Origin of the sequence: Thermoflexus sp. (assembly GCF_034432235.1) — a bacterium.
Taxonomy (GTDB): Bacteria; Chloroflexota; Anaerolineae; order Thermoflexales; family Thermoflexaceae; genus Thermoflexus.
On the sequence record NZ_DAOUCJ010000110.1, the window covers coordinates 24,809 to 49,444 of the forward strand.

Consider the following 24,636-nt stretch of genomic DNA (forward strand, 5'->3'; position numbering starts at 1 on the left):
CAAAGCAGATCGAGCCACCCTCCGGAATCATCCAGTGCGAGCGCTGGGCTTGGTGTTAGGGTTCCGGTCTTTTCCCGCTCCCATAGAGGAGGCGCCGATGCAGCCCTGGTCCTATCCAGTGGATCTCTCAAAGATCCGGGTTCGCTGGGAGCAGTTTGTCACCCGGCGACGTCTGGATCCTGATCTGGACCCGCTGGTGGCCGCTTCATGGGAACGATGCTTCCCGCGGTTGAATCCCCTGGCCCCCCCGGCCCTGCCCTGCCTGGAGGAACAAACCCTGGAGCGGGTGCGGCTCACCCTCTTCGATCTGATCGCCACGGCTCGCCCCATGATGGAGGACCTCCACCAGTTCACCGAAGGTTCCGGCCTGGCGATCGTGCTCCTGGATGGCGCTGCATGTGTCCTGGATGTCCTGGGGGATCCGGAGATCGTCCGTGCGGTGGAGGCCGTTGGGCTTCGGCCCGGAGTTTACTGGGGCGAAGGCCATGTGGGCACCAATGCCTTCGCCCTCGCCCTCCTGGAACGAACCCCCGCTCAGGTGGTCGGCGCGGAACATTTCCTTGCCCTTTATCACCCATGGGCCACCACGGCCGCTCCGATCTACGGCCTGGATGGACAGCCGCTGGGGGCGATCGGGGTCATGGCGCCCGCGGAGCGGGCGCAGCCGGACACCCTGGGGATGGTGATGGCCGCTGCCCGGGCCATCGAGAACCAGCTGCAGGCAGAGGCGAACCTGCGGGAGAACCATCAGCTCCTGGCTGAGCTCCAGGCCATCCTGGAGGCCATCGATCAGGTGGTTCTGGTCCTGAACGCCCATGGACAGGTGATCCGCCTGAACCGGACGGCGGCTCGCGTCCTGGGCCTGGAGCCCTCTGGGATCCTGGGACGTCCGCTGACGGATCATATCCGCTTGCCTCCCACCTTTCACGAAGCCCTATCCGATCCCACGGCCCATCGGGAAGCTGCAGGGGCCCTCATTGTGGATGGCGACCCGATGGAGGGATGGATCGGTCTGCATGCCGTAACCGAAGGACGACGGCATCTGGGATTTGTCCTGACGTTCCGGCGGAGCGAGCAGGTGCATCAGATGGTGGCCCGGCTGGTCGGCGCTCAGGCGCTGATGACCCTGGCGGATATCCCGGGCCGCTCCCGGGCCATCCAGCAGGTCCGCCAGCAGGCCCGGGCAGCGGCCCGAACCAGCCTCCCTGTCCTTTTGCAGGGGGAAGCGGGGACAGGCAAGGGGGTACTCGCCCGCGCGATCCACAACGCCAGCACCCGGGCCAGCGGGCCTTTCATCGCCGTCTCGTGTCGGGCGATCCCCCGGGAGTTGTTGACGATCGAGCTGCTGGGCATCGAGGGGGGAACGTTCCGAAACGGCCCGGCGGAAGGACGGCCGGGGAAATTCGAGCTGGCTCACGGCGGCACCCTCTACCTGGACGAGATCGAGGCGCTGCCGCTGGAAGTCCAGGCTGCGATCCTGCGGATCCTGGAGACCGGGGAGGTCATGCGCCTGGGCGGCTGGCGCCCCATCCGTGTCGATGTGCGATTGATTGCCTCCTCAGCGGCGGATCTGGAGCGACTGGTTGCGGAAGGGCATTTCCGGGCAGATCTGTATCATCTTCTGGCCAGCACAGCGATCCGGATCCCTGCGCTGCGGGAGCGGCCGGAGGATATCCCCCTCATTGCGGAAGCTGTGTTCCGACGCCTGCGCCGGGCTTCCGGGCGAACCTATCGGCTCACCGAAGCGGCGCTGCAACAGCTCAAAGCCTATTCGTGGCCAGGAAACGTGCGGGAGCTGGAGAACGTCCTGGAGCGGGCGGCCGCACTGAGCGAGAACGGGTGGATCGATCTGCCGCATCTCCCGGAGCGGATCGTGCGGGGGCTGACCGTGGAAGAGCCCCCGGAGCCCATCCGGCCGGTAGAGGAGCTGGAGCGGGAGGCGATCCTGCGGGCGGCGGTGCAGTATCGGGGCCGCCTCGGCGAGATGGCCTCCGCCCTGGGCCTCAGCCGCACCACGCTCTGGCGCCGCCTGAAGCGTTATGGCATTGACCCCGCCGCCTTTCGGGATCGCGAAAAAAGCCCGAGGCGCTCGCGGGTCCATATGTGAGGGTCCGTGGAAGAGATCGGCTATTCTCAGCGGATCAAATGGAGGATCGCCTTCGATGACCCGGTGGCTCCTCTCCCTGATCTGTGGGCTTTACATGATCCTGGCCTGGAGCTTCGCTCGCTGGACGCCGGCATGGCAGGTGCCCGACGAGCCAGCGCATTACAACTACATCCGCTTCATTGCCACCACGGGCCGCCTGCCCATCCTCCGGCCAGGGGACTATGATCAGGAATACCTGGGCCAGATTGTCTCCAGAGGCTTCCCGCCGGAGCTATCCATTGATCCCCTACGATACGAGTTCCATCAGCCCCCGCTGTATTATCTGCTGGCGGCTCCTGTGTTCATTGTGTTCCAGGGCCAGCTGCTTCCCCTCCGCCTGTTCTCCGCCTCCCTGGGCCTCCTGCAGATCCTCATCGCCTTCGCTGCGATCCGTCGGCTGTTCCCAGAACATCCGGCATGGGCGCTGGGGACCGCGGCGGTCTTCGCTTTCCTGCCCCAACATGTGGCGATGAACAGCGGGGTGAACAACGACGCCCTGGCCGAGGCACTGATTCTGGGAATATGGGTGCTGCTGGCGGAGGAATTGCGGAGTCACTCCCCTCGCAGGGCGTGGATTGGGGGGACGCTCCTGGGGGCTGGATTTCTCACCAAGACCACCGTCTACCCGATGGCCCTCGTAGTCCTCACAGCCGTCGGAGCGCGGATCCGCCGGGACCGCGCCCCGAGGGCAGAGGCGATGCGGCGCCTCATGCGCTGGCTGCTCCCGGCTCTCCTCCTGGGAGGAATCTGGTGGGCCCGCAATCTCCTCACCTACGGATGGCCGGATTTCCTGGGGCTGCAGCAGCATGATCGGGTGGTAATCGGTCAGCCGCGGACGGCGGAATGGATCGCCCGCTATGGTCTGACGGCCACCCTGGATCGCTTCCGAGCCTTCACCTTCCAGAGCTTCTGGGGGCAGTTCGGCTGGATGGGGGTGGTGCTGGAGGCCCGCTGGTATCTCTTCTTCGCCTGGTTGACCGTGCTGGGGCTTCTGGGCTTAGCCATGCACTTAGGCCGGGAACGCGCGCGCTCGCCCCTCTGGGGGTGGCCCGGGCTGCTGCTGACGCTCAGCCTGACGCTCACCGCCGCCGCCTACATCGGATATAACCTTTCCTTTGTGCAGCACCAGGGACGCTATCTCTTCCCTGCCCTGCTTCCCATCGCCGTGGGCTTCACCATCGGCTGGCTGGAATGGCTGAAGCGGCCAGCAGCGGACGGGCTCGCAAAGGCGTGCGGCCTGGGGATACTGGCTCAGGGACTCGTCGGGGGGATTGAGGGAGATCTCCCGGTCTTCCCGATGGCGTTGCTCCTCGGAACCGGGATGACCGCACAGATGGCCGCCCGATTCCCCGCGCTCCGTCCCATCCTGGCCCTGACGGCCTGCCTCGGCGCCTTCGCCCTCGATCTTTACCTCATCCTCCGGGTGATCCACCCGGCCTTTCAATGACGTTCCATCCCTCCGATGAAACCCCCACTTATTCCTCCAGCACCCGGTAAGTCGCTTCGATGATCTCCTCTCGTCCAGACGAGGTCCGCGGCTTCTCCGCCGGGGCCAGGTCCAGCAACAGCCGCCACACGAGCAGGAGGAGGAGCAAATCGTCCAGAGAGCCGATCCCGGGAATCATCAGGTCCGGCAGGAGATCGATCGGGGAAAGGATATACATCAGGGCCAGAAGGGGGAGCAGCCTCAACCAGCCCGGCGTGCGAGGATCCCGCACCAGTCGCCAGATCCGTCGCAGATCACGCCACCAGCTCCACAGGGTCCCCAGTCGATCCATGTCCGTCCCCCTTTTACTGGTTTATTTGGTTACGCCATTGCTCTTCCCCTGAGGGCTTCTGAAGCCGAGCAAAGCGCCGCATGGCCCTCACAACCAGCCTCTACTTGATTAACAACAGTTTAACAACAGAGCTTAACAAAAGTGAAAGCGCTTGACAGCTCCGGCACCTTTTCTACAATTTTGAAGTAGAAACGTTTCTACCCGGGATGCCATCGGCCCTTCCCCTGTATAACCTGCATGTCCGCCCGCTGTGAGAGGGAGGTGGATGATGATTTCGAAACGGCGATGGTTCCTGCTGGTTGCTCTGCTCCTCATCCCCGCTTTGCTTCTGGCCGCCTGCGCCCGGCCTGCCACGCCTGCCCCCGCAAAGAAGCTGGAGATCTTCTCCTGGTGGACGGCCGGCGGGGAGGCGGAAGGGCTGGAGGCGATGTTTGCCGTTTACCGCCAGAAATACCCAGGAGTGGAGATCATCAACGCCACCGTCGCTGGCGGCGCCGGCGCCCAGGCCAAAGCGGTCCTGAAGACCCGTATGCTGGGCGGCGACCCGCCGGATTCCTTCCAGGTCCATGGCGGGGCCGAGCTGATCGACACCTGGGTGAAGACCGGCTATATGGAGGATATCACCGATCTGTGGAAGAGCGAGGGATGGATGGACAAATTCCCCAAGCAGCTGATCGATCTGGTCAGCTATGAGGGGAAGATCTACTCCGTCCCTGTCAACGTCCATCGGGGTAATGTCCTCTGGTATAACAAGAAGGTCTTCGATCGATACGGCCTGCAGCCCCCCACCACCTTCGATGAGTTCTTCCAGGTGGCCGAGGCCCTCAAGGCGAAGGGGGTAACCCCGCTGGCCCTGGGCGACAAACTGAAGTGGGAGGCCGCCCACCTCTTCGAGACCGTGCTGGCAGGGGTCCTGGGCGCGGAGAAATACCGCGGCCTGTGGAACGGCCAGACGTCGTGGACAGGGCCGGAGGTGGCGAAGGCCTTTGAGATCTTCGGGCGGATGCTGGATTACGTTAACGAGGACCACGCCGCCCACACCTGGGACTCGGCTACCCAGCTGGTCCTGGATGGCAAGGCGGCCATGACCGTGATGGGGGACTGGTCCCACGGGTATTTCCTCTCCAAGGGGGCCAAGCCGGGCGTGGACTACGGATGGGTCCCGGCCCCGAACAACAAGGGGCTCTTTATGGTGGTGACCGACACCTTCGGCCTGCCCAAGAAGGCGCCGCATCGGGAGCAGGCCATTGCCTGGCTCAAGGTGTGTGGTTCGAAGGAGGGCCAGGAGGCCTTCAATCCGAAGAAGGGCTCCATCTGTGCCCGTCTGGATTGCGACCGGACGAAGTTCGACATCTACCTCCAGTCCTCTATGGATGATTTCGCGCGGGATCAGCTGATCCCCAGTGAGGTCCATGGATCGGCCGCTCCGGAGGGCTTCGCGACCGCCTTCAATGACATCATCTTCAACTTCGTGACCAACCGGGATGCCAAAGCGGCAATGGAAGCTCTCCAGAAGGCCTGCGTGGAGAACAAGATGTGCAAGTGAGGGGCACCCGACCGCGGCTGATGGCATCCCTCAAAACGACCGGCGCGGCGGGGAGCTCCCCGCCGCGCCGCGCGATTCGTAACCCCATAGAGTCCGGCCCTGAAGGCATCTCCTGGATCCTGAAATCCCCGGGGATTTCCTTCAGCCACGCTCCTCGATGGGGATGTATTCCATGTGCTCCGGCCCCACATAGAAGAAGCGCGGCCGGTAGATCCGGTTGTCCTTGCGCTGCTCGAGAGCGTGAGCGACCCATCCGGCGATCCGTCCCACTACGAAGATGGGGGTGAAGAGGGCCGTCTCGATGCCCATGGAGGCCATCACGATCCCGGAGTAGAAGTCCACATTAGGCTGGATACCCTTCTGCCCCAGGCGCTCGATCATCACCCGCTCGATCACCTCCGCCATCCGCAGCCACTTCTCCGTGCCGGCCCGCCGGGTGACCTCAAGGGCATACTGCTTGAGGATGTGCGCCCGGGGATCATAAGTCTTGTAGACGCGATGGCCGAAGCCGGGGATCTTCTTCTTGCGAGCCAGAGCCCGGAGCACCCACGCCTCCGCGTTCTCCACCTCCCTGATCTCATACAGCATATGCATGACTTCCTCGTTGGCTCCTCCATGAAGCGGCCCTTTGAGAGCAGCAATGCCCCCCACCACGGCGGAATATAGATCGCTAAGGGTGGATGTGATGGCCCGCACCGTGAACGTGGAGGCATTGCACTCATGGTCCGCATGGAGGATCAGGATCACATCCATCACCCGCGCGTAGAAGGGATCCGGCTCCTCACCGAACAACATATAGAGGAAGTTGGCGGCGTGGCTGAGATCCGGGCGGGGATGAACCGGCGGGAGGCCTTTGCGGGCGCGCCCAATGGCCGCCACCACTGTAGCGATGCGGGAGGTCAGCTTGATAGCCTCCCGCTCATGGGCGACCATTGTATCCTCTTCCGCAGAGTCGTCAAAGGCCGCCAGCATCGAAATGGCGGTGCGCAGCACCGACATCGGGTGGAAGTTATACCGGCGCCCGGCGCGGGAGATGAAGTCGTAAACCTCATCGGGGATCTCGCGATACTGTCGGAGGCGCATCTTGTAGACGTCTAACTCGTCCTGGGTAGGGAGCTTGTCGTAAAGGAGAAGGAAAGCAGTCTCCTCAAAGGTGGACTTCTCGGCCAGGACTTCGATGGGGATCCCGTGGTAGATCAGGCGGCCTGCGATCCCATCCACGTAGCTTTTCACAGACTCCGCTACAATCACGCCTTCCAGGCCCTTGGCGAAGGAAACCTCGCCAGGCTTCCCGATATATTTCACTTCCTGGGGGGTCACAGTTGTCGTCATGGCAACCTCCGGAAGGTTGAAAGGTAAAATCCCTGGCGTCGCTGCCTCCCCCCTTCGCGATCGAGCAACGTTCAGCCCTCTCTCACTGACCCCTTGCGGGAGAAGCTTAGCCGCCTGGCCTGCTCCAGATCTCCCCGCTTCCCCTCGCTGCTTCAATCCCTCTTCATGCTCCGGGAAATTTGATCCTTCACTTCAAATCTTAACCTGGGATCATCAGGAAGGCAAGGACAAAGGATCTTTCAGGGGTGGACGAGCACGCCTTCGACGTGCCCATGAAACAGACAGACGATGTCCGAGGTTGAATCATCCCCGGGGGAGCGGGGATGGGATGCGCCGCGGAGAGGCTCCCTTCTCCCCTATGTAACATTCATCTACTTTTTATCCTGGCATGGATCATCCGATCCATCCGCAATCCGTTTTAAAATGAACAGGAGTCACCCTGCGCTGGCCTGGCGCCTCTCGCTGGGGAATTCAGGACGGCCTCTCCCTTGCTGGCGAACAGACAAACTGGACAGGAATCGCACCGGTCCATTTCCTCCCGAGGACCTGGGGAGCCGGGAGGGGTTATCTCGTCTTCCTGATCGAAGCCCAGTTGGGTCAGTCCTGACGAATTCAAAAACAGGAGGACATTGATGAACAAGATGACCGTGCGCGATGTGGACGTCCGCGGTCGTCGGGTGCTGGTCCGGGTGGATTTCAATGTTCCGATCGCTGAAGGCCGGGTGACGGACGACACCCGCATCCGGGCCACGCTGCCCACGCTTCAGTATCTCCTGGATCAGGGAGCGGCCCTCATCGTGATGTCCCATCTGGGCCGCCCGAGGAAGCCGGATCCGGCTTTCAGCCTGAAGCCGGTCGCGGAGCGCCTGAGCGAGCTACTGGGCCGGCCCGTCCAGATGGCCCCCGACTGCGTGGGGCCAGAGGTCGAGGCCATGGCCACGGCGCTTCAGCCCGGCCAGGTTCTGATGCTGGAGAATCTCCGTTTCCATCCGGAGGAAGAAAAGAACGATCCCGAGTTCGCCCGGCAACTGGCCCGGCTGGGCGATCTCTGTGTGAACGACGCCTTCGGCGCGGCCCATCGGGCGCACGCCTCGGTGGAGGCCATCGCCCGATTCATCCCCGTGGTGGCCGGCTTCCTGATGGAGAAAGAGATCCGTTACCTGAGCCAGGCCCTGACGAACCCGGGGCGGCCCTTTGTGGCCATCCTCGGCGGAGCCAAGATCTCGGACAAGATCGGGGTGATCGAGAGCCTCCTGGCCCGGGCGGATCGGGTGCTGATCGGCGGGGGGATGGCCAACACCTTCCTCAAAGCCCAGGGCTATGAAGTGGGGGATTCCCTGGTGGAGGAGGAGGCCCTGGAGACGGCACGCCAGCTGCTGGCGCGAGGCGGGGATCGCCTGTGGCTGCCCGTGGATGTGGTGATCGCCGACGCCTTCGCCCCTGACGCCCAGGCCCGCGTCGTGCCCATCGATCAGGTGCCGGCCGGCTGGCGAATCCTGGATATCGGCCCGCAGACCGTGACTCGATATGCGGAGGAGATCCGGCGTGCTGCCTTCATTGTGTGGAACGGCCCGATGGGCGTCTTCGAGTTCCCCCGTTTCGCGGAAGGAACCTTCGCCATCGCCCGCGCGATCGCCGATAGCGGGGCGACGAGCATCGTAGGCGGCGGCGACTCGGTGGCGGCCGTCCACGCAGCAGGAGTGGCCGATCGCATCACCCATATCTCGACCGGAGGGGGAGCCAGCCTGGAGTTTCTGGAAGGCCGCACGCTCCCCGGCATCGCGGTCCTGGCAGATCGGCCTTAGAGGGCATCGTCCACCATGCCTGTGCGGCTTGTGCCGTCCGATCGACCCTGGGTGCGCATGACAATGGGGGCGGCCGAGGTGGCGGAGGACGCCGAGGGATTGCGGCTCACGCTGTTCCCCAACCCGGGGGATCGTTACGCGGATGCCCAGATCGATGATTACGGGGGCACAGGCTTCATCTGGCGGCCCCCGGTCCAGCTCCTCATCGAGGCCCGCTTCTCGCATCCCGCGGCCTCGCTGGTGGGAACCGCGGGGTTTGGATTCTGGAACGCCGGGGCACCGCCTGGAACGGCCACCGGGTTGCCTTCCGCCGTGTGGTTCTTTTTCGCCTCATCGCCCTCCCGTGTGGCCCTTGATCCTTCGGACCCCGGCCGGGGATGGCTGGCCATGGTCTGGCGTAGCCCAGGCGGTCCCCGGATCCCATGGCCAGCTCCCCTGATCCGGGGACTTCAGCGCCTTCTCGATCACCCCGTGCTGTCTCGAGCGACGCTGGCGGCCAGTCGGCGCTGGATCATGGTCTCGCAGCGCCCGATCCCGGTGGACATGACCCAATGGCATGGGTATGGCATCCGATGGATGCATGAGGAGGTTCTCTTTGAGATGGATGGGAAGGAAATCCATCGCGCGCCCTTTGCGCCCGCAGGCCCCCTGGGTTTCGTCGCCTGGATCGACAACCAGTTCCTGAGCCTGGATCCGGATGCCGGCATCTCCAGCGGCTTTCTCGCGGTTCGGGAGATCCAGTCGATGATATTGAGGCGGGTGGAAATCAATCGCATGGTCCCTAAACTGTCTTTTCTCCCCTCACCGATTCCAACTTGACTGCATACCTCTCAATCGTTATAAGGCTTTTCAGGCTGCGAGGGGCGATCCCACCACCTGGATGAGCGCTCCCTATGCCCTCCCAATCCCGGCCGCAGCAGCACCCGATCGGATCGAATAAAATAGAGGCGAGAACGGATGCGATGGTGGTGCGGGGGGAGCCGCACCACCATCGCCTTTTCCTGGAGAGGAGGATTCAGGGATGGTGGCCGTGCGCGCCTTCATTGCCGTCGAGCTGCCTCCAGAGATTCAGAAACGCCTGGCCGAGGTGCAGGACCACCTGCGCCGGGAGCTCCGGGACCTGCCGATCCGATGGGTCCGGCCGGAGAGCATTCATCTGACCTTGAAATTCCTCGGGATGATCCCTGCTTCTCATATCGATGAGATCATCGCGGCGCTGCGAGGGCTGACCCTGGAGCGGGGGCCCTTCGCGTTTGTGGTGGAGGGGATCGGCTGCTTCCCGGAACTCCGGCATCCCCGGGTGATCTGGGTGGGGGTCTCCGATCCCACCCGGGCGCTGGCGGCCTTTCAGCGTCTGGTGGAGTCCAGCATGCAGAAGCTGGGCTATCCCCCTGAAGATCGCCCCTACCAGCCCCATCTGACGCTGGGGCGGGTCGGCCGGGAGGCCACTTCGGCCGATTGCCGGCGGATCGCGGAGGTGATCGAACGAACCACTGTAGAGCGGCTGGGAGAGGTGCGGGTGACGGAGATCACCCTGATGCGAAGCGACCTTCATCCCCAGGGAGCGATCTACACCCCCATCGCCCGCCTTCCTTTACGGGGAAGCGTATAAACGGGACCGGCGTCTTCTGACGCCCGCTCGGGAGACCGGATGCTCCTTCTCCGCTTCTCTCCACATCGCTCCAAAAAGGAGAAGCCCTCACGCCTCCAGAATGTTCTCAAAAAACGTGACCGAGACCGGGCGGCCCTGCGCATCCAGCGCAACGGAGGCCAGATCCACCCGCCAGCAGGGCTCCGGCTCTTCCAGCTGCCCCAGGTAGGCCAGGGCGGTTTGCAGCAAGCGCTGGCGCTTGCGGGGAGTCAGGCTCTCCTCCGGGGCACCGAACCGATCATTCCGCCGGGCGCGGACCTCAATAAAGCGCAACCAGCCCTGCCCTTCCGCGATCAGATCGATCTCCCCGAAGGGCGAGCGCCAGTTCCGGGCCCGGATGGAATATCCCTGGGCCTCGAGCTGGGCCGCCACGAAGGCCTCCGCCGCCGCTCCCAGAGATCGACGGGAGCTCATCGGGCCTCCGGCTGGCCTTTGAGATGGAGCGAAACATCGGCGATCCGGAAGCCATGGCCTCGCACAGTGAGGATATAATCCCGGCTCGGATCCGCCTGGGCCAGCCGTTCCCGCAGGCGGCGGATGAGGGCGTCCAGCGCCTGCTCCGTGATCCCCCGGGGATCCTCCTGTGGCCAGATGTAAGCGATCAGCTCATCCCGCGAAACCACCGCGCCCCGGGCGATGGCCAGACGCTCCAGCGCCCGGAATTGCGCCGGGGAAAGCGGGGGATCCACCTCCCGACCGTTCACCCATACCCGTCGGGCCGCCCGATCGATCAGCAGACCGGGGACCATCGAAGGGACCGGAGCGGATTCCAGCGGGAGCGTCGCCTCGGCGCTGACGAACCGTATGCGCACGCACAGGGCGAGGGCGATCTCATCGCCATCCTTCAGGCGCTGGGGGGTAAAGGGCGCGAGCGGCTGCCCGTTGAGGAAGGTTCCATTTTTACTGCCCAGATCTTCAATGTAGTAACCATCGGCTTCGCGCTTGAGGCGGGCGTGCTGGCGGGAGATCTGCCGCTCCGGCAACACCAGATCGCATGCCTCGCCGCGTCCGATGAGCATGACATCCTGGTCAACGGGCCAGCGCTGCCCGGCGAGCTGCCCTTCGGTGATCACCAGCATCGGCGCCTCTGCCCCAACCATAAGCGCCTCCCACGCGGTCTCTCCCCGGGCTTTACTCTTCAACTCCACACCATGGGGTGAGGAATGAAAGAGATGCCATCTCCTCACAGGGGTTGCCAGGGGGCGGTGGGATCCCCCAGAGGGCGCCAGCGAGGGCCTTCCCGGGTGTCCTGCACTTCATAGCCCATAGATCGCAGGCGCTCCCGCAACGCGTCCGCGGTCGCCCAGTCCTTCCGCTGTCGCGCCGCCTCCCGTTCCCGGATCAGGGCCGCGGCCTCCGGCGAGAGCACCGGCTGGGGGAAGCCCAGCGCTCCCGGCGGTGGTTGCACTTCGATGGGCGGCGGGATCCGGATCGCCCCCAACCAGCGGATGGGGAACGTCGCTCCCGCTTCCACCTCCTGGGTCCCATCGGCACGCACGATCGTCACCCGTCCGAGGCCCAGCACCTCAACCATTTCCCTCTGGAAATCGAAAACCGCCATCGTGTGCTCATCGATCCCCAGGATCACCACCTCGGGCGGGAGGAACCGGCGCATGGCCTCGAAGCGCTCGCGGCCCATAAAGCACCGGCTGGTATCCACCTCCTCCCCACCCTCCTGGTTGTTCCAGTGGGAGACGATCGCCAGCTGCAGGCCGAAGTCCCCGAACAGATCCAGCCCTCGCACCCAGTGCGGGTCGTGGCCGGCCTTGTAGATCTCATAGACCGGGAGCGCCCAGGCGCTGACTGCGATGGCTGCAGCGCTGGCCAGGCCGAGGGCGGCCCCCTGCCGATGGCGGGCCACGAGATACCGCCAGGCGACGCTTCCCTGCAGCTGCCGGATCGCATAGGTGGGACTCCCCGGACCCATGAAGATATAGTCGGCCTCCAGCAATGGAGCCACCAGATATGGATCATCCGGGCTGAAGGGGGTCCACCGCTTGCGGGCCGGGAGGACCAGAACGCGGGGCCGGAACTCCCCCAGGCGCTCCCGGATGAAGTCGGCCACCCGCCCGGCCACCCGCGCGGAGTTCAGCTCAAAGCCCGCCGGAGTCTCCAGCACCGCCACCTTCACCGGAGGCTCAAAATCCGCCATGGCAACCGCGTGGCCCCGACGCCCACTGGGAGCCATTTCCCCCGACCCGAACAGCACGATCTTCCCCGGCCGTGCGCGACCCTCCAATCCGGAAGCCGAAGCAGCTGGACGCCCGGGCCCCATCCCTCCTCCTGGCGCAAAATCCAGGGTTTTGAATTCAACATACCGCATCCGGAGCAATCATGCTACTTTTGTCCGCCTGCGGAGGGCCTCACGCTCGTGTTACAAAAAGTAAAGTAAGGTGGAAAAACCCGGGAGGAACAACCGGCGTGGGGGAGAACCCGATCGGGGAGCGCTACCGGGAAAGCTGGCGGGAACGGGAGGCGCGACGGCGGGCTGAGGCCGAGGCGCGCCGTGCCGCCGCCCAGGAGGCCGCCGAGCGGGCCATCCGGGCGGTTGCACCGCGCTATCCCGGCATCCGGAGGGTTTACCTCTTCGGCTCGGTCCTGCGGCCCGGGGCATTCCGCCCGGATTCGGACATCGATGTGGGCGTGGACGGGGATGACGGACACGGGCTGTTCGATTTCTGGCGGGAGCTGGAGGCCGCGGCCCCCGGCTGGGCCTTCGATGCGCGCCCGCTGGACCCGGAGGATCCCTTCTCCCAGCGCGTGCGGGAGCGAGGACGGCTGATCTATGAGCGAACGCCTTCGGGTGCTTCGATCGGATCTGCAGGCGGAGTGGGCCCATATCCGCCGGATTGACAGCGCCCTTCGGGAGACCCCTGACGATCTCCGGGATCCCAAAGAGGCCATCGTGGCCGGCTATTACCTGCACAACCTCTACAACGCATGCGAGAACATTTTCCGCGGGATCGCGGAGGCCTTCGAGAACGAGATCCCGGACCCCTCCTGCTGGCACGCGCTGCTGCTGGAGCGGATGGGACGGGAGATCGAGGGAATCCGCCCCCGCGTGCTCCGGGAGGACACCTTACGCCTCCTGGATGAGCTGCAGCGGTTCCGGCATGGGTTTCGCACCCTCTATCGCTTCGACCTGGATCCAGAGCGCGTGGCCCGGGCGCGACAGGACGCCTTCCGCCTGGAACCGCTGCTGGAGGCGGATCTTCAAGGCTTTCTGGAATTCCTGCGCCGGATCGCCGAGGGGACCTCCTGAGGGATCCTCAGAGGAGCCGCTCGAAGAACCGGCGATGCCCTCGCAGACGCCCCCATAGGGCCCATGCCAGGAAGCCCGCCAGGCTGGCCATGGCCGCGCCGGTGCGCACCCCGCCGGTTTGCGGATCGATGGACTCGCAGGCCAGTCCGCCATCCAGAGGGGCACGCCGCACCACCTCCAGGACCACCGGGTCCGGATCGGTGAGCAGCCGGTTGGCCAGGTCGAAGACCCCCGGGAAGGGGAAATGGGGAGATCCAGGTCCCCCGAAAGGGCCGGAAAAGAAATAGGGGTTCGCCGGAGAAGCCAGCCAGCGCACCGTGTTCCGGTAAACTGGATCCTCCGGGTCGCAGAACCCGTAATACGCCAGCAGGCGCAGACTCCCGGGAGGTTCCTCCCGCAGCTCCCACCGGCCCCGGCGATCCCGTGCCCAGGCCCACATCGGCCCCTCCGGGCCTTCCACGATCCCGTGCGCGCGGATCGCTCCTGCCAGGCGTTCAGCTTCCCGCTCCCAGCGCGCCGCCTCCTCATCCACTCCCTGGCGCCGGAGGAGATCCGCCGCCGCCCGGAAGGCCACCCAGACCAGGACATTGTCGTAGATGACCAGCGGATAATCCGTGGGGTCATCGGTTGGGAGCAGGAAAGTCTCATACAGCCCGGTCTCCGGATCCCGATGGGCCTCGATCTCCCGCAGGAGCGTCAGGATGGCTTCGGCGATCACAGGCTCGCGGAGGAGATCCTCATCTTGGGTCTCGTGGATATAACGCCAGAGGGCCAGGAGCGGCGCGGCCGCCTGATCCAGCTCGAACCCCGGGTAGAGAGGAACGCCATTGAGATACAGCGCGTGATCGGCGATATGGGGGAGATAGCGCGGCAGACACCGGCGCAACAGCTGGCGCGCCCGCTCCGCATCGGTTAGCAGAATCGCCGGGAAAGACCAGAGGAACGCATCACGGCTCCAGAAGGCCCCGCTCACGTAATACAGCGGGCTCCGCGAGGTCACCATCACCGGCGCCCCGGTGTCCAGGCAATCCCCCTGGCTGAAGAAGTAAGCGAAGAAGAGGTTTTCGTTGAGACGGGCGGTCAGCTCAGAATCCGCCAGGGGGCGAGCCCGGGCTTCCAGCCAGTCTCGCGTCTCGCGGAGGAGGGCCTCAGCACCCCGACGCCGCAGGTGCAACGCCCCCGTCCGCGCTCCATCCGCATCGGGCGCCACCGCGACGTAAAGCACCGCCTCCACGGCTTCCCCGGGGTGGAGCTCCCGGGCCTGAAGACATCGATAGGTGAAGGGAGCTTCCGAAGCGATCTCCAGCGACAGGGGGGCTTCCCCCTGCCAGCCCAGGGCCAGGATGGGAAAGCCGATCCCGAATTCCGCCACCCCACTGCCCGTCCATGGATCTCGCCCGCCGGTCCACGTTCCAGTGAGGGGTCGGGAGGCGAAACGGGAAAGGAGCACCCTCTTCCATCGCCCTTCGAACCCGATGGTGATCCGGCAGGGAGGGCTCCTGTGGAGGTTCGCGCGTATCCAATATACTATCCCCCGCTCGCCGACCGGCGCCCAGACACGGCCCTCCAGCTCCAGATCGCCGGCACGGAAGCGCCAGGCCGGGATCCAGAAGCTTTCCCGGGACCACTCCAGGCGACCCCTCCAGTCCACCGGCTGGCTGTCCGCGATGAGGAAGGGGCGGATCAGCGGGTCACCATCGGCCTCGAGCAGGCCATTGAGGCGCTCATGAAGCACGCCCAGACGATGCAGGCTCCCATCCCGCCGATCGATCAGGGGGAGGGAAACCCAGAGGTTCCCGGTGGGCAGAAACGGCGGAGGCTCCTCCAGGACGGGCGGTCGGGTGATCAGCGGGTGCGCGCTCATCCCTTCATCCCTGTCAAGGTGATGCCCTCGATGATCTGCCGCTGCAGCAGGAAGAACACGATCAACATAGGAAGGGCGGCGATCAACGCCCCGGCCATCTGCCAGTGGATATTCGTCCCGTATTGCTCTGAGAAAAACTGGAGGCCGACCGGGATGGTGCGGCTGGCGTCGGAGCTGGTGATGATCAGCGGCCAGAGAAACTCCTCCCACGCCCCCAGGAAAGTAAAGATCGCCAGGGCAGCCAGGGCCGGACGCACCAGGGGCAGCATGATCATCCAGAAGATACGCCATTCGGAGGCCCCATCGATGCGAGCTGCGTCGATCAGATCACTGGGAATGGTCAACATGAACTGGCGCATCAAAAAGATGCCAAAGGCATCCACCAGCCATGGGAACATCACTCCGAGCAGAGTATCCTGGAGGTGAAGAGCGATGGCCAGCTGATAAATTGGGATCATGCGGGTCTGGAAAGGGATCATCAGGCTGGCGAGGATCATCACAAACAACAGATCCCGGCCCGGGAACTGAAAGCGCGCCAGAGCATAGCCGGCCATCGAGCTGGTGACCAGGACGCTGATCGTAATGAGAGAAGAGGTAATCAGGCTGTTCAGGAAATATCGGCCGAAGGGAAATTGAGAGAAAACCGCCCGGAAGTTCTCCAGGGTGGGCTCCTCCGGGATCCAGGTGGGAGGGATGCGCATGACCTCGTGCAGCGGCTTGAAAGCGGACGAGGTCATCCATGCCAGGGGCAGGAGCATCACCACGGATCCGGCCAGGAGCGCCAATATCACCAGGGAGCGGCCAATCCATCGTCCGGCCAGGGCCATTCCTCACCTCCCCATTTCAGTATTCGAACGGACGCTGCAGGATGCGAAGCTGAACCAGGGTGACTGTCATGATCATCAACAAAAGCACGATGGCGTTGGCCGCGCCGTATCCGAAATCGAATTGCTTCCAGGCCAGATCATAGATGTGCAGCACGAAAACCCGGGTGCTGTTCAAGGGGCCACCCGGGGTAAGATAAGTAAAGCCTCCAGAGGTCATCACGTAGGGGATGCTGAACACCCGGAAGGCATTGATCACCAGGATGACAGCCACGAAGACCACGGTGGGGTTCAGCAGAGGCAGTGTGACATGCCAGAAGATCTGCCATGGGTTCGCCCCATCGATCTCTGCTGCTTCCCGAAGCTCCCGGGGAATGGTCTGGAGCCCGGCCAGGAAGAGGACCATCGCGTAACCGACCTGTTTCCAGATCCCCGCGGTCATCAGGGCGGGCAACGCCCAGGTCGTGCTGGCCAGCCAGCCGGGCGGGTCGACGATCCCGATCTGGCGCAGGATCCAGTTCACGACCCCGAAGGTGGGCTCGAACAGCCAGCGCCAGACGAACGCAGAGGCCACCACGGAGGTCATCACCGGGACGAAATAGATCGTGCGGAAGACCCCGCGGCCGGGCAGCCAGGGCTGATTTAGGGCCAGGGCCGTCAACATGCCCAGCACCATCACCCAGGGGACCACCCCGATGGTCCAGATACAAGTCACCTTAAGGGATTGCCAGAAAAGGGGATCCCGCACCATGCGCTGGTAGTTGGCGAGGCCAACGAACTCCTTCTCCCCGAACAGGCTCCAGCGATACAGGCTGAGCCGGAAAGCCTCTACGGAGGGATAGAGCACGATGAGAGCGAACAGGATCAGACTGGGGGCCAGGAATCCATAAGCCCAGATCCACATACGGACCTGGCGCCGGATCCGAAGGGCCTTCCCCCTTTCCAGCGCCCATGCGAGGTTCCGGCTGACCATCGCGCCTCTCCCGACCAGGATGAAAATGGGGCGGCCGGAGCGTGAGCTCCGGCCGCCTCTTGATCTTCCAGGAGACCTTCCCTGCCCTTTACGGGCACTTCAGGATCTTCCGGACAACCTGCTCCTCCTTGGCGGCTGCTTCCTTCACCGCTGTCTCCACATCCGCGCCCTGGATGACGATCTTCTCCCACAGCTCCGACTGGATGTTGTCGACCTCCGTCTGTCCGACCTGCTCGACCGGCCGGGAGTAGCTCATGGACTCCAGGGCGACCCGGAATTTCTCATCGGTGGCCAGGGATGGATCGGAGACCAGGACTTTCAAGGAGGGCAGGTCGCCGGCTTTCCGGAACCATTTGATCTGGGCATCCTTGCTGGTGAGGAGCTGGACCCAGCGCCAGGCCCACTCCGGGTTCTTGGTGTCTTTGTTCACCACATATGCCCACACGTGCAACGGAGTGACCGGTTTCTTGCCTGCTGGGACGGGGGGCGGGGCCACGATCCAGTTGATCCCCTTAGCCTCTCGCTCCAGCCGGCCTCGCGTCACCGGGTGGTTGATGTAGAAAACCGCCTTGCCCTGCTCGAACTTCCGCTGCCCCGTGAGGAACTTCGGCGAGTCCACGGCCTCTGGGCCCGTCATCAGCTCGGCAATCAACTTCCAGGCCGCGATCCCCTGCGGACCCGCGTAATTCACCTTGCATGAAGCGGCATCCACCACGGGGCCATCGATGAAGCTATACATGGCCTGGGTATAGACCGCCCAGCGGTAACGGGTGTCCAGGCCAGCCTGAATGATATTCCCCTGGGCATCCCGCTTGGTGCATCGACGCGCCTGCTCCTTCAATTCCTCCCATGTGGCGGGAGGCCGGGCAGGATCCCCCCCACATTCCTTGAGAAGATCAACGTTGATGAAGAGGATCAGCGTCTGGACATCCGTGGGCAGCCCGTAATACTTCCCACCGGACTTGAAACGTCGGACGGCAGCGGGGATGAAGGCTTCTTCGATCTGCTGGGTGGTCATCACGCTCTCCGGCACCGGGGCCAGCGCCCCCGCCTGGATGAGCTGTTCGGCCATCTCCATGGGGATCTGGAAAACATCTGGGCCGGTCTTGCTGGCCAGGGCTGTCAGCAGCTTATCGAAATACTGCTCATAGGGGATGCTCTCAAACTTGATGGTGACATTGGGGTATTTGGCCTGGAATTCCTGGATGAGCTCGTCCACCACTGGCTTCCGGGCCTCATGGTGATGCTGCCAGTGGACAATGGTGATTTGAGGCGGAGGGGTGGGAGAAGCGGGTGCCCCCGGCGCGCACTGAGCGAGGATCAACGCGGCCAGCATAAAAAGCGAAAACCATGCCCATCGCCCCATGGTTCACCTTCTGAGAATCAAGATGATCCGTCCTCCAATCGCAGCAATCGGATAGCGTTTCCGGCAAAGATCTTCTGGATATCTTCCTCCCGTAGCCCGATCTCATAACAGATCCGCAGCTGGTCCTCCAGATAGCGGACCGCAAAGCCCCGCGGAAACCACTCTGAGTCGCTTCCGAAGATGATCCGCTCCGGCCCGATGGTCTCCACAAACCTCCGGAAGAGATCCTTCAAGGTCAGCTCATACGGCATCCAGCGGATCCACTCGTTGTTCCCGGATGTGTCCACGTAGATGTTCCGACACGCCCAGCACAGATGCAGGAGCTCTCGAGGATATCCGCATCCGAAATGTGGGATCACGAAGGGCACGTCGGGGAAGCCCTTGGCCACATCGTGCAGCCTCAACGGGTTGATGTTCTCATGCCAGGCAATGCCACCCCCACCCCCGAGGATCCCAAAATGGATAAGGACAGGGATACCCAGGGCTTCGCAGGTCCGCCAGACTGGATCCAGTGCCTCATCATCGATAGGCCCCCGCAGAGCAGGGGCCAGGATCTTGTAGCCCCGCAGCCCCAGCTCCTGCACTGCGCGTCGTAGCTCTGACGCGGCATCGGGGCGGAAGGGATCATGATGGGCGAAGCCAATGAAGCGATCCGGATAGCGGCTCACCAGCGCGGCCAGCTGATCGTTCCCCCCTCCCGTGAGAAAGACCACGCGGTCCAGACCGTAGCGGTCCACCTCGGCGGCCCAGCGCTCCAGCTGCACCTCCGGCGGGGCCATCGGCTCTTCCGGGAAGGGAAAGGAGTAGGCTCGCCACCACTGCTCCTGATACCAGCGGGCGTCCTGGCGCAGGCGCGCCAGCTTCTCCGGGCCAAAACGGGCTGCGTAGCGGGTCTCCCAGTCGGCCAGGTAGTCCTCTGGGACCGGGAAGTGAGCGTGGAAGTCGATGATGCGAATCCCCCAGCGGCTGATGCGCGTCACCGCAGCGCCCTCCGGACTTGCATCAATCCTTCGAGCTCGAAGATGGCATAAGCCACCGCCCCCAGAACGCCCGCCCGATCCCCCAGGGCGGAGAGATGGATCTCCGGCATGGCTGGGACCACCCGTTCCAGCCTGCGACGGAGCCCGTTCACCAGGTAGGGACCAGCCCGGGCCACGCCGCCTCCCAGCACGATCATCTCCGGGTCGACCACCGCGATCACGCTGGCCAGCATGATCGCCAGATAGTCCATCGCCTCCTCAGCGACCTGAGCGGCCAGGGGATCTCCCGCCTCCGCGGCCCGGAACACATCCGTGGCCTCGAGGCGGCCTGCCTCGATGAACGGCCGCAGCACGCTCTCCGGGAACTCCCCGGCCCGCTCCATCGCCCGGCGGGCAATAGCCGGGCCCGCGGCAAGGATCTCCAGGCAACCGAAGGTCTCATAGGTCTGATGAAGAAGCGAGCGCTCCGGGATCACATATCCGATCTCTCCGGCTGCATAGTGAGAGCCCCGATACAGCTCCCCATTGAGGATCAGGCCTGCCCCGATCCCCGTCCCGATGAACACACAAACCAGGCTCTGCGCTCCCCGCCCGATCCCGAACCACCGTTCCCCGAAGGCGGCCAGGTTCACATCGTTCTCCACGAACGTAGGGAGATGGAACCGGCGCTCAATTTCCTCCCGCAACGGGAGATCCCGCCACTGGAACGCCGGTGCCCAGATCACCCGGCCTGCGGTCGGATCCGTCACCCCGGGGGCGCCGATCCCGATCCCCCGCACCGCATATCCGCCCGCGCGGGCCTGTTCCAGCAGCGCCTCAATGGCCTCGAAGAGCTGCCCCAGAGCTTCCTCCGGCCTCCCATTGGGCCGGGAAGGGCGCCGGATCTCCACCCGGATTTCCCCGTTCAAATTGGCGACAGCGCCTACCAGATAGGTCCCCCCCAGGTCAATGCCGATCAGGTGATAGGCTTCGTGATTCAAATAAAGCGACCGGGGGCGCCGTCCAGAGAATCGCCGATCCTCGGAGGAAGGCGCTCGCTCCCGCTCGATCACCAAGCCCTCTTCGATGAGCTGCCCTACCAGTCGCGTGACGGTAGCCGGGCTAAGACCCAACCGGCGACCCAGCTCCACCCGGGAGATCCCGGGCTGCTCCCGGATCAGCTGCAGAATCGCCGACCGGTTGATCCGCTCCAGAATCTCAGGCCGCCCTGCATGCATCCACCGGCTCCCCTGTTTTATTTTCATTCTAAAAGAAAATATGAAAAGGTCAAGGGGGTTTGGAAACCGGTTGAAGGCGATGGGTGCCTGGATACAGGGCTATGGGAGCCGGGGGCCTCAGGCCGTCCACCCTCGTGGATGGCAGGAGGAGCTTTCGCCTTGACCTTCCGTGGACGGGCATATCGCTGTTCGAGCGGCGCGGATGTCTGGATCCGTTCGGCCCGGAAGCGCGGGGAGGCGCTGGCGCTCGATCGGTCGAGGGGCCATGGGATGGAGCGCAGCGTTTTCAGGAAGGGGCGGATCCGGCCCTCCGGGAGGATGGGAAAGCCGGGCGGGAGGCCTTTGAGGTCCCGCGATAGAAAAGCTACAGTATCCTCACGGGTTCTTCGGTTTGGCCTCGAGGGCGATCTGAACCGCCTGGGCCCGGATGATCAGGTTGGCGCCCAGCATGCCTTGCATGATCGGGGTGATCACCGGCATGGTGTAGATGACCGTGACCGTGATCCGATCCCCCTCGTAGATCGTTGACGTCGGGGAGGACGGGTTCGGCTCGACGATCACCGCGATCTGGCTGGGATCCACCAGGGAGAAGGGGATCCAGCGGGTCTCGCTCAGGGCCCGGGTGTAAGCCCGATACTGAACGTTGTTGGGATCGTTGCACTTCACGTCCGGATCGGCGTCCAGGGGCAACGGGCTGCTCGGGTTCAGGCAATAAGGGTTCACGGCCGCGTAAAGGGCGCCCTCCGCGGCGGCGTCATGGATGGCCAGCCAGACCACAAAGGCCCGCCCCAGGTCGATGAGCCCCATCACCAGCAGGAGCAGCACCGTCAGGCTCAACGCCAGTTCCACCAGTCCTTGCCCGCGCCGCATCGTCTTCCCCTCACCGGATCAACTTCATCCGCGGCCGCCCGATGGGGCCCAGGCCCTGCTGGGCAATGATGGAGATCTTGCTGCCTGACAGATCGATCCGCCACGCCAGGATGGCCCCGGCATCGGTCACGATGTTGCCTGCGCTGGACATGCGGACCAGCCCCACCGGCGCGTAGATCAGGCCGTTCCAGTAGATATTGGGGGCACTCGCCTGGATCACTGGGTTCGTCGCATCCTTCACCGGGCTGAAGAACAGGAGGTTCTTCGCCGTATATGCGTAAAGCCTCGCGCAATCCGGCTGGTTATCCCCGTTGAGATCCGGACACTTCTGCTGCTGTAATGTGATCCGCCCGGTGGCCGCTACCGTGATGGTGATCGGCGCCGTCCATCCATCCGGGATGCTCACAGTCACATCCCCTTCTACATAATACAGGGCTTGATTCACCAGGCGATAGGTGCTGAGGGTGTTGGGGCCGCACGTGCCGGCCGTCGGCGTATAAGGGGCGGTGGGGCTCAGGGTCACCCCCTGATTCGAAGAAGGCTGGAGGCAGAATTTCTGACCCGCCGCCTCCCAGTGCGATCCACCAGGCCGGAATTCAGGGATCGAATATAGCCATTCCATTGTGATGGGAGGCGCCCCCACGCAATTTAACCCCGCATTGTTTAACTGATACGCTTCCCCCCCATACTCACATACACCGTTCTCCAGAACCACATGGGGCGCTTTGCTCGGATCCGCACTGGTCAGATTCAGCCCGGAGTTGGAATGGATCCCACCCTTCACATAGATATCGCTCCCGGTCAGGTTCAGGGCGTTCAGATAACAGGGGCCGTTCGTGTTCTCATTCTTGCAGAGGGCAGTCAGGGCATACTCGCCGGAGCTCCAGCCCGGGTAGTAGATCGCCGTGGCCTGGGCCGACACCCGCAAGACCGCGTGGCCCACGACCGCCGCCAGGAAGGAGCGGAAGGGGTTCTGGACCACGACCCGCACCCCCCGGGCGTTTGGAGGGACAGTCCCCGCGGGAATGGGGATCTGCACCGTATCCGAGATGTAATAGAAGGCCTGGACATTGGCGTTGACCGCATCCCCCGGTTGCCCCCCGGCGTCCGGGATCCCCTGGGCCTCCACGATCTGGTGAATGGCTTGTTGAATCGCCGATTCGTCGCCGACCCCATGCTGGGCGAACCACAGGGCGCGCGTCCCGGCCAGCGCGCCGGCGTCGGCGGCGTTCTGGGCCCGCCGCCGCTCGGCATAGGCGTGATTGCCATCGATCGCCAGCGCCGCCAGACCGATCAGCGCCGTCAGCATCAGGGCCACCAGCACCAGCGTTTGACCCGAGCCTCCTCGCGCCATCCTTCCCCTCTTGGCCGTCTTCCGCAGGGCGTGCAACGGAGCCTCCGGTTTTCAATGGGATCCTCTCGCTTCCCTGGAGAACGGAAGAACCGAACCTGGGCCGTCCAGCCCCCTTTTCCTTTACTGGCCTGGCATCTGGCTCGGGCCGAAATACACCCCATCCGGCGGAAACAGCGTCCGCCCGGACCGATACTGGATCTGAACCTTCGGCAGCAGCGCCTGGATCAGGGGGGTCACTGGGGTCGTCTGAACCCGAACCTCCACCACGACGCGGTCCTCCCGCTTGAGGACGAAATTCTTCCCCGTCGGCGGGCACAGGACCGGGGGATCGAACTGGCTGGTGTCATACCGGAAGGGCTCGAAGTAAACGAAGTAAGTCTGCTGGGGGATGAGGGCATTCTTGGGGCTTAACACCAGGGTCCCCTTCATGCGGTCCAGCATCGCGCCATAGCAGAACGCGTTCCACTGGTCCTGCTTCATGGCGCCGGAGGGCGCATTGGCCACGGCATAGCGCAAGGCCTCACGCACCCCGCCGGCCAGCTCTGCGTAAATCAACAGGATCCGCCCGAAGTCGGCGATGGCCATCACCAGGAAAATCAACAACGGGAACGCCAGCGCGAACTCCACCAATCCCTGCCCCCGCCGGCTCATCCTCACCCCCTATCGGTCTGGACTTCTACTTCTTCCACAAATGATACCGAAAATTTGCCAGAAAAGATACGATTTAACGAATTTCATACACTGGTTATGTTTTTATAACCGACATATAGAGGGTGAAATAAGCGATCTGATCCCTTCGGGATGGATTGGGCCGGGCTCCGATAAAGAGGGCGGGACGGCCTTTCCCTGTGGCCCTCTGGACATGGGGAGGGGGAAGGGGCCTCGGACCTCACCCCCCGGCCCCCTTCCCTATGAGGGAAGGGGCGCCTGAAAATCCCCCCCCGTTTCGGGGAGAGGACAGACTTCGGGGCTGGGCAGGATCCCTTCGGCGCTCCGCCTGGCCCGTGCACGGTGCTACAATGGGGACAAGAAGGTGCCTGCCTGCGTGACCCTCCGAGGAGGTTGTTTCCCGTGGCGAGGAAAAAGAAAACGCAGAGGCCAGCCCGCCGCGCCCCTCATCAATGGCTGCTGGGAGGGCTGGGGATCGCCCTCCTGCTTCTCATCGTCGGCGGGCTGGGGTGGTGGCTCCGATCCCAGAACGCCGCGTATGCCGCCTTTCAAGCGGCCGTGCAACGAGGCCAGCCCGCGCTCCAGCGCGTGGAATCGTTCCCCGACGAAGGCCGGGCCCATCTGGAACCCGGGGAGCGCGCGACCTATCGAACGGATCCCCCCACTTCCGGCCCTCACAGCCCGGAGTGGGTGAACCCTGGCTTTTACACGACGGAACAGCCCCCCGAACGCCTTGTGCACTCGTTAGAGCATGGGCACATTGTCATTTATTATGACGATCCGGGGCCGGAGGCGATCCAGACGCTGCGCACCTGGGCAGGCATGTTCACCGGCCCCTGGGATGGCGTGGTGGTCGTCCCGAAGCGGGGGCTGGGGCGCGCGGTGATCCTCACGGCATGGACTCGCATGCTGCGTCTGGAGCCCTTCGATCCCGATGCCGCTGCCGCCTTCATCGACGCCTTCCGCGGCCGCGGGCCGGAACACCCCGTGCGGTAGCGG

Annotated in this window: 23 protein-coding genes; 9 read left to right on the plus strand and 14 right to left on the minus strand. The window is 64.1% G+C overall.

Features of this window, described 5'->3' with window-relative positions:
- Positions 1 to 97 precede the first annotated feature (97 nt).
- A complete protein-coding gene (locus VAE54_RS13115) occupies positions 98 to 2,107 on the plus strand; it encodes a sigma-54-dependent Fis family transcriptional regulator (protein ID WP_322802425.1) in 2,010 nt (669 codons plus the stop codon).
- A 55-nt stretch (positions 2,108 to 2,162) separates the two neighbouring features.
- Entirely contained in the window at positions 2,163 to 3,593 is a 1,431-nt protein-coding gene (locus VAE54_RS13120) for an ArnT family glycosyltransferase (RefSeq protein ID WP_322802426.1), read from the plus strand.
- Positions 3,594 to 3,621: 28 nt separating this feature from the next.
- Here the strand turns inward: VAE54_RS13120 and VAE54_RS13125 are convergent, their stop codons facing one another.
- Complete coding sequence (locus VAE54_RS13125) at positions 3,622 to 3,924, minus strand: DUF1232 domain-containing protein (RefSeq protein WP_322802427.1); 303 nt, start codon at positions 3,922 to 3,924, stop codon at positions 3,622 to 3,624.
- Positions 3,925 to 4,192: 268 nt separating this feature from the next.
- On the opposite strand from VAE54_RS13125, the gene VAE54_RS13130 reads away from it, so the two are divergent.
- Positions 4,193 to 5,470: an ABC transporter substrate-binding protein gene (locus VAE54_RS13130; protein WP_322802428.1), complete on the plus strand. Its 1,278-nt coding sequence runs from the start codon at positions 4,193 to 4,195 to the stop codon at positions 5,468 to 5,470.
- Positions 5,471 to 5,611: 141 nt separating this feature from the next.
- On the opposite strand, the gene VAE54_RS13135 is transcribed toward VAE54_RS13130, so the two are convergent.
- Positions 5,612 to 6,802 carry a citrate/2-methylcitrate synthase gene (locus VAE54_RS13135; RefSeq protein WP_322802429.1) on the minus strand — a complete coding sequence of 397 codons (1,191 nt, stop codon included), beginning with the start codon at positions 6,800 to 6,802 and terminating at the stop codon, positions 5,612 to 5,614.
- A 632-nt stretch (positions 6,803 to 7,434) separates the two neighbouring features.
- Between VAE54_RS13135 and VAE54_RS13140 the strand changes: the two genes are divergently transcribed.
- From VAE54_RS13140 to thpR, 3 genes are all read left to right on the plus strand, one after another.
- Entirely contained in the window at positions 7,435 to 8,607 is a 1,173-nt protein-coding gene (locus VAE54_RS13140; RefSeq protein WP_322802430.1) for a phosphoglycerate kinase, read from the plus strand.
- Positions 8,608 to 8,622: 15 nt separating this feature from the next.
- Entirely contained in the window at positions 8,623 to 9,426 is an 804-nt protein-coding gene (locus VAE54_RS13145; RefSeq protein WP_322802431.1) for a hypothetical protein, read from the plus strand.
- A 202-nt stretch (positions 9,427 to 9,628) separates the two neighbouring features.
- On the plus strand, positions 9,629 to 10,219 hold the full coding sequence (thpR, locus tag VAE54_RS13150; RefSeq protein ID WP_322802432.1) for an RNA 2',3'-cyclic phosphodiesterase: 591 nt from the start codon (positions 9,629 to 9,631) through the stop codon (positions 10,217 to 10,219).
- An 87-nt stretch (positions 10,220 to 10,306) separates the two neighbouring features.
- On the opposite strand, the gene VAE54_RS13155 is transcribed toward thpR, so the two are convergent.
- The 3 genes from VAE54_RS13155 to VAE54_RS13165 all read right to left on the minus strand — a co-directional run bounded on the left by VAE54_RS13155 (position 10,307) and on the right by VAE54_RS13165 (position 12,533).
- The gene (locus VAE54_RS13155) at positions 10,307 to 10,672 is read right to left on the minus strand and encodes a YraN family protein (RefSeq protein ID WP_322802433.1); all 366 of its coding nucleotides are present in this window, start codon (positions 10,670 to 10,672) and stop codon (positions 10,307 to 10,309) included.
- Entirely contained in the window at positions 10,669 to 11,358 is a 690-nt protein-coding gene (locus VAE54_RS13160) for an FHA domain-containing protein (protein WP_322802434.1), read from the minus strand. Before VAE54_RS13160 ends, VAE54_RS13155 begins: the two co-directional genes overlap by 4 nt.
- Positions 11,359 to 11,441: 83 nt before the next feature.
- The gene (locus VAE54_RS13165) at positions 11,442 to 12,533 is read right to left on the minus strand and encodes a hypothetical protein (protein WP_322802435.1); all 1,092 of its coding nucleotides are present in this window, start codon (positions 12,531 to 12,533) and stop codon (positions 11,442 to 11,444) included.
- A 146-nt stretch (positions 12,534 to 12,679) separates the two neighbouring features.
- Here VAE54_RS13165 and VAE54_RS13170 point away from each other — a divergent pair, with 146 nt between their 5' ends.
- Together VAE54_RS13170 and VAE54_RS13175 are read left to right on the plus strand one after the other, a co-directional pair.
- Positions 12,680 to 13,111 carry a nucleotidyltransferase domain-containing protein gene (locus VAE54_RS13170; RefSeq protein ID WP_322802436.1) on the plus strand — a complete coding sequence of 144 codons (432 nt, stop codon included), beginning with the start codon at positions 12,680 to 12,682 and terminating at the stop codon, positions 13,109 to 13,111.
- Positions 13,044 to 13,520 (plus strand): hypothetical protein, encoded by a 477-nt coding sequence (locus VAE54_RS13175; RefSeq protein ID WP_322802437.1) that lies wholly within the window; start codon positions 13,044 to 13,046, stop codon positions 13,518 to 13,520. The genes VAE54_RS13170 and VAE54_RS13175 overlap by 68 nt, the downstream gene beginning before the upstream one ends.
- A 7-nt stretch (positions 13,521 to 13,527) precedes the next feature.
- Here VAE54_RS13175 and VAE54_RS13180 read toward each other — a convergent pair whose 3' ends face one another.
- From VAE54_RS13180 to VAE54_RS13220, 9 genes are all read right to left on the minus strand, one after another.
- Positions 13,528 to 15,384 carry a glycoside hydrolase family 125 protein gene (locus VAE54_RS13180; RefSeq protein ID WP_322802438.1) on the minus strand — a complete coding sequence of 619 codons (1,857 nt, stop codon included), beginning with the start codon at positions 15,382 to 15,384 and terminating at the stop codon, positions 13,528 to 13,530.
- Positions 15,381 to 16,211 carry a carbohydrate ABC transporter permease gene (locus VAE54_RS13185; RefSeq protein WP_322802439.1) on the minus strand — a complete coding sequence of 277 codons (831 nt, stop codon included), beginning with the start codon at positions 16,209 to 16,211 and terminating at the stop codon, positions 15,381 to 15,383. The genes VAE54_RS13180 and VAE54_RS13185 overlap by 4 nt, the downstream gene beginning before the upstream one ends.
- A gap of 16 nt (positions 16,212 to 16,227) precedes the next feature.
- A complete protein-coding gene (locus VAE54_RS13190) occupies positions 16,228 to 17,181 on the minus strand; it encodes a sugar ABC transporter permease (protein ID WP_322802440.1) in 954 nt (317 codons plus the stop codon).
- Positions 17,182 to 17,269: 88 nt separating this feature from the next.
- Positions 17,270 to 18,547 (minus strand): ABC transporter substrate-binding protein, encoded by a 1,278-nt coding sequence (locus VAE54_RS13195; RefSeq protein ID WP_322802441.1) that lies wholly within the window; start codon positions 18,545 to 18,547, stop codon positions 17,270 to 17,272.
- 17 nt (positions 18,548 to 18,564) lie between these two features.
- Positions 18,565 to 19,527 (minus strand): amidohydrolase family protein, encoded by a 963-nt coding sequence (locus tag VAE54_RS13200; protein WP_322802442.1) that lies wholly within the window; start codon positions 19,525 to 19,527, stop codon positions 18,565 to 18,567.
- Complete coding sequence (locus VAE54_RS13205; RefSeq protein ID WP_322802443.1) at positions 19,524 to 20,744, minus strand: ROK family transcriptional regulator; 1,221 nt, start codon at positions 20,742 to 20,744, stop codon at positions 19,524 to 19,526. The genes VAE54_RS13200 and VAE54_RS13205 overlap by 4 nt, the downstream gene beginning before the upstream one ends.
- 375 nt (positions 20,745 to 21,119) lie before the next feature.
- Complete coding sequence (locus tag VAE54_RS13210) at positions 21,120 to 21,614, minus strand: TadE/TadG family type IV pilus assembly protein (protein WP_322802444.1); 495 nt, start codon at positions 21,612 to 21,614, stop codon at positions 21,120 to 21,122.
- A gap of 10 nt (positions 21,615 to 21,624) precedes the next feature.
- Complete coding sequence (locus VAE54_RS13215) at positions 21,625 to 22,968, minus strand: pilus assembly protein TadG-related protein (RefSeq protein WP_322802445.1); 1,344 nt, start codon at positions 22,966 to 22,968, stop codon at positions 21,625 to 21,627.
- Positions 22,969 to 23,088: 120 nt separating this feature from the next.
- On the minus strand, positions 23,089 to 23,619 hold the full coding sequence (locus tag VAE54_RS13220) for a TadE family protein (protein WP_322802446.1): 531 nt from the start codon (positions 23,617 to 23,619) through the stop codon (positions 23,089 to 23,091).
- Between the two features lie 420 nt (positions 23,620 to 24,039).
- Between VAE54_RS13220 and VAE54_RS13225 the strand changes: the two genes are divergently transcribed.
- On the plus strand, positions 24,040 to 24,633 hold the full coding sequence (locus tag VAE54_RS13225) for a DUF3105 domain-containing protein (protein ID WP_322802447.1): 594 nt from the start codon (positions 24,040 to 24,042) through the stop codon (positions 24,631 to 24,633).
- Positions 24,634 to 24,636 lie beyond the last annotated feature (3 nt).